Genomic DNA, 4994 nt, shown 5'->3' with positions numbered 1-4994 from the left:
CGGAGAACCTCCACAGATCTACATGAGCGATGCCGGAGCCGTGCCAGGTCTCCGAACGGGCCGTCACACCGCCGAAGCGGCTCAGAGCGCCTTGCTGCGTTCGCCGCTGACCGTCAGGGCGTCCACCTGACCGCCTTCGCCGGCGGGTGTTCGGCGCTCGCCTCGGCCGCGATCACCTGCAGCTCGGCACGGGCGTCGGCGGCGGCGTTCTTCACATCGAGGGCAATCCCGACGGAGGCCTTCACGACCTCGCGCAGCACCGGCTTGGCGACCCGCTTCACCAGCGGCATCAGGACCAGACCGAACAGAAAGGGGCGCAGAGCAGGCAGCATGGAATTCACATCTCTCCGATACGCGTTCAGACATGCAGCCGGACGCGTCAAGACCAGGACGGAATCAAACCCGCACACACCGTAGTCCGCCGCCGAACCATTCGGCCAATCAACCGTCAGCAGCGGTGCGGAAGTCAACCATTCGAGCTATCGGCGAGTTCGCGCACCATCCGCCGCCGGACGGCAGGAAAGGGCAGCGCACCGCCACTCAGGAGCACCTCGTGGAAGGCCCGCACGTCGAATCCCGCCCCCTGGTCCGCCTCCGCATCCGCGCGCATTTCACTGAATTCCATATAACCCGCCCGATAGGCCAGCGCCTGCCCCGGCAGATCGGTCGAGTAACGCAACAGATCGGACGCGATCTGCCGGTCGGACTCGGTCGAATTGGCGCGCATGAACGCCCGCGCCTGCTCCAGGGTCATCGTCCCGAGGTTGAGCCCGGTGTCGACGACCAGGCGCTGCGCGGTGAACCGCTCCTGGCCGAGCCGCCCGTACGCGTCCCAGGGATCGTCGTAGAGCCCCATCTCCCAGCCGAGCCCGGCCGCGTACTCGGCCCAGCCCTCGTTGAACGCGCCGAACTCGATCACCTCCCGGCGCAGGTCCGGCAGGGCCCGGTTCTCGGCCTGCCGGGCGAGGTGGAAGTGATGCCCCGGCGCCAGCTCGTGGTAGATCAGGGAGGCCGCCCCGAGCAGCGACCGCTCCTCCAGGTTCGAGCCGTTGTACCGGTAGCGCCCGACGGGCCCGGCCTCGGTCGGCTGCTCGTAGTACCCGAACGTCAGCCCCGCCTCCAGCGCCGGATCCAGCCGCGCCAGCCCGTAGGGCGCGGCCGGCAGGGTCGCGAACCACCGTGGCAGCAGCGGCGCGAGGCGATCGAGGTGGGCGCGGTAGCGGGCCTCGACCTCCTCGGGCGTGCCGGCGTACAGGCGGGGCTCGGTCCGCAGCCGCGCGTGGAACTCGTCCTCGGTCCCCTGGAAGCCGAGGGCGGCCCGGACTTCCCGCATGCGCTCGGCCAGCTCCCGGCACTGCTCCAGGCCGAGCCGGTGCAGCCGCTCGGGCGAGCGGTCGGCTCCGGTGTGGGCCCGGACGAACTCCTGGTACGCCTCCTCGCCGCCCTCGTACCGGGCCCAGCCGACGGCCTCGGGCGCAGCCCGCAGGTAGGACGGATCGTCGAGGACGGCGAGCAGGCGGTCGAAGGCCGGCTCCAACTCCGCCTCCACCAGCCGCCGCACCCCGTCCCGCACCCGGCCACGGTCCGCCGCCGCCAGGCCGCCGAGCCGGCCGCCGTCGACCGTCACCCGGCGGGCCAGCGAGTCCCGCAGGCCGACGATCGTGGCGCGCGTCCCGGCCACGGCCGGGGCCGGGACGCGAAAGCCGCGGGCCGCCTGCTCGGCCGTCTTGTCCCCGATCGTGCCGACCACCCGGGCGAGTTCGCGCACCAGGGCCAGGTAGCGTTCAGCGCCTCCCTGTTCAGTACCGCCCGCTTCGGCGAACCGGAAGGCGCCGAAAACCGCGTCGCCGTACTGCGCCAGCGGGAACAGCCGGTACGGCGTGGCGGCGGGCGTGAGCCAGTACCAGCGGTGGGCCCGGACCTCCTGCTCCGCGAGCGCCGCGAGGAACGCGGCCGTGTCGGCGTCCGTCCCGGACAACTCGGCGTCCTCCGGCGCCCCGAGGCGGTCGAGGACGCCTGCCGCGAACCCCGCCCGCTCCTCGGCCTCGCCGACCGACACCCCCGGCAGCGACTCCACTGCCAGGCCCCGCCGGGCCCGCAGCAGCGGGTCGCGGGCGAGCAGGAACTCCCAGTAGGCATCCGCCAGATGACCGATCTCACGGCCCGCTTCATCCGTCCTCATGCCGCCAGTGTGGCCACGAATCACCCGGCCGGGCACGGACGCAGCCGGGCCGGGTGCCGATGTCGCCCGAAAGAGCGAAATCCTCCTCCCGCCCCGGGCCGCCCGGCCACCGCCGGAGGTCAAGTGCCGTGGCGGCCGAACCGGTTGTCCCGGCCGGCCCGGGGCCGCGGCGGTCGGTGTGCCGCGGCCCTCGCGATGGCACCATGGCCGCCATGCCCCGTCACACCGCCCCAGGGCGTGTTCGGAGATCCACCCGACGCGCCCCGGTCCTGCTGACGGCCGCCCTCACCGCCGCAGCCGTCGCCACGGCGGGCTGCGCAGGCCCCGGCCGGTCCTCGACGAGCACTCCCGTCGTGGAGCGCGGGACCGTCCGGATCGTGGCATCCACCGAGACGCCGAGCTTCCACCCGTACTCGGCCTTCGGCGCCGGCCCGGCCCGGTACGCGTACGACTCGCTGGTCAACGTGGACGCCGACGGCACGCTGGTCACCGGTCTGGCCTCCGCCTGGCAGGCCACCACGACCTCGGCCGTGTTCACGCTCCGCCCGGGGGTGACCTGTTCCGACGGTACGGTCCTCACCGCCACAGCCGTGGCCCGCGCGCTGCGCTACGCAGCGGATCCCGCCAACCAGCTCGCCGGCGCGCAGGCGGTGCTGCCCGGCGTCCCGTTCACCGTGGCCGCCGACGACGCGGCCGGCACGGTGTCGGTCGCGACGGCCGCCCCCCACCCGTTCCTCACCCGCACCCTCGGTCTGCTGCCCATCGTGTGCCCCGCCGGCCTGGACCGGCCGCAGTCGCTGGACCGGGCCACCGCGGGCACCGGACCCTACGTGCTGACCGGCTACACCGTCGGCGGCCCGTACGAGTTCACCGTGCGCGAGGGCTACACCTGGGGACCGGCCGGGGCGACGACCGCGGCACCCGGCCTGCCCGCACGGATCGTCATCTCGGTGGTGCCGCAGGAGTCCACCGCCGCGAACCTGCTGCTCACCGGGGACGTCAACATCGCGACGGTGCGCGGTCCTGACCGGGCCCGGCTCACCGGCCGCGGCCTGGCCACCGCGGACGTGGCGACCGTCGTGGGACTGACCTTCTTCAACCAGCGCCCCGGCCGCCCGCTCGCCGACCCGGCGGTGCGCCGGGCCCTGGTGGCCGCGCTGGACCGCCAGGGCCTCGCCAACGTCGCCGTCGGCGGCACCGGCCGACCGGCCGGCGACTTCGGCGCCGTGGGCGCCGTCTGCCACGCGGACCTCGCCCCCGCCAACCTCCCTGCACAGGACGCGGCCGAGGCGCTGCGCGCCGCCGGCTGGACGAGGACCGCCGCCGGCCGGCTGGCCAAGAACGGCCGACCGCTGCGGCTCCGGCTGATCACCAGCCCGGACCTGGGGCCGACCCTGCCGTCCGTCGCCGAGCTGATGGCCCGGACCTGGACGGAACTCGGCGCCGACGTCCGGCTCGTCAGCGAGAGCCTCCCCGCCCTGGTGAACGCGATGTACCAGGAGGGCGACTTCGACGCCGTGGTCGGCAGCACCCCGGGCTTCCCCCTCCCGGTCGGCTTCGTCCCCTTCTTCTCCGGCCCGCCTCCGGCCCAGGGCCTGAACTTCGCGGGCGTCACCGACCCGGAGTACGACGCCCTCGTGGCCCAGGCGCTCCAGGAGCCGGACACGGCCGGCTGCGGCACCTGGAACCGGGCCTCCGCCGCGCTGTTCCGCTCGGCCGACGCCCTGCCCGTCGCGGACGGCCGAAGCACCGTCTACGGCTACCGCACCACCTTCGCCACCACCTTCGGCGGCGAGATCGTCCCCACCAGCATCCGCCTGCACCGGTGAACGGGAGAACGACGTGTCCCCACCGCGACTGTCGCGCCACCCGTGGCCGGCGTTCCTCGGCCGCCGGACGGCCCGGCTGCTCCCCTCCCTGGCGGTCGTGCTCACCGCGTCCTTCGCGATGATCCGGCTCGTCCCCGGCGACCCGGTGCGCGCCGCGCTCGGCGTCGACGCCGCCCCGGCCCTGGTGGCCGCGCGCCGGCACCAACTCGGGCTCGACCAGCCCTTCCTGGCCCAGTACCGGCACTATCTCGCCGGGCTCCTGCACGGCGACCTGGGGACCTCCCTGGTCACCGGCGCACCGGTCGCCGAACTGGTCCGCACCCGGCTGCCGGCCACTCTCGGCATCGCCCTCCCGGCCTTCCTCGCCACCCTCGCCGTCGCCCTGCCCGGCGGACTGCTCGCCGCCGTCCACACCCGCGACGGACGGCGCCCGCGCGCCGAACTGGCCTTCACGGCGGTCACCGCCACCCTGGCCGGGGTGCCGGACTTCGTCCTGGCCGCGGGCCTGACCGCGCTGCTGGCCGTCGGGCTCCAGCTGCTCCCGGTCGCGGGCGCCGCGGGCGCGGGCTCCGCCGTCCTCCCCGTGCTCGCGCTGGCGCTCGCCCCCACGGCCGTCCTGGTGCGGATCGTCCGGGTGGAGGCCCTGAAGGTGCTGTCCGAGGACTACATGCGCACCGCCCGCGCCAAACGGCTGCCCCCCGTCCGGCTCTACCTGCGGCACGCGGCCCCGAACATGGCGACCGCGTCCCTGACCGTCGCCGGCAGCCTGCTGCCCGCCATGATCGCCGGCACGGTCCTGGTCGAGAAGGTGTTCGCCTGGCCCGGCATCGGATCGGCGATGGCGCAGTCCGTCGTCGCCCAGGACTACCCCGTGGTCCAGGCCATGGTCCTGATCCTGGGAACGACCGTCCTGCTCGCCGGCCTGGCGGTCGACCTGCTCCTCGCGCTGGTGAACCCGCGCTCGGCGATCGGAGAGATGTGAA

Annotated in this window: 4 protein-coding genes; 2 read left to right on the top strand and 2 right to left on the bottom strand. The window is 74.4% G+C overall.

Features of this window, described 5'->3' with window-relative positions:
• Positions 1-113: 113 nt before the first annotated feature.
• A complete protein-coding gene (locus KV557_RS11120) occupies positions 114-470 on the bottom strand; it encodes a DUF5132 domain-containing protein (protein ID WP_218199669.1) in 357 nt (118 codons plus the stop codon).
• Positions 467-2182 (bottom strand): DUF885 domain-containing protein, encoded by a 1716-nt coding sequence (locus tag KV557_RS11115; RefSeq protein WP_218199668.1) that lies wholly within the window; start codon positions 2180-2182, stop codon positions 467-469. The genes KV557_RS11120 and KV557_RS11115 overlap by 4 nt, the downstream gene beginning before the upstream one ends.
• Before the next feature lie 377 nt (positions 2183-2559).
• Here KV557_RS11115 and KV557_RS11110 point away from each other — a divergent pair, with 377 nt between their 5' ends.
• Both KV557_RS11110 and KV557_RS11105 read left to right on the top strand, forming a co-directional pair.
• On the top strand, positions 2560-4011 hold the full coding sequence (locus tag KV557_RS11110; RefSeq protein WP_308129847.1) for an ABC transporter substrate-binding protein: 1452 nt from the start codon (positions 2560-2562) through the stop codon (positions 4009-4011).
• Positions 4012-4024: 13 nt separating this feature from the next.
• The gene (locus tag KV557_RS11105) at positions 4025-4993 is read left to right on the top strand and encodes an ABC transporter permease (protein WP_218199666.1); all 969 of its coding nucleotides are present in this window, start codon (positions 4025-4027) and stop codon (positions 4991-4993) included.
• The last annotated feature ends 1 nt before the right edge of the window (position 4994 follow it).

The organism is Kitasatospora aureofaciens (assembly GCF_019192735.1).
In the GTDB taxonomy this organism is placed as follows: Bacteria; Actinomycetota; Actinomycetes; order Streptomycetales; family Streptomycetaceae; genus Kitasatospora; species Kitasatospora aureofaciens_A.
Note: the sequence above shows the minus strand (reverse complement) of the source record. Positions and strands in the feature narration are given on the sequence as shown.

Bases quoted from the DNA above. Each gene is read 5' to 3' on its own strand.
- KV557_RS11115 (WP_218199668.1), bottom strand. From the start codon at position 2,182: ATGAGGACGGATGAAGCGGGCCGTGAGATCGGTCATCTGGCGGATGCC.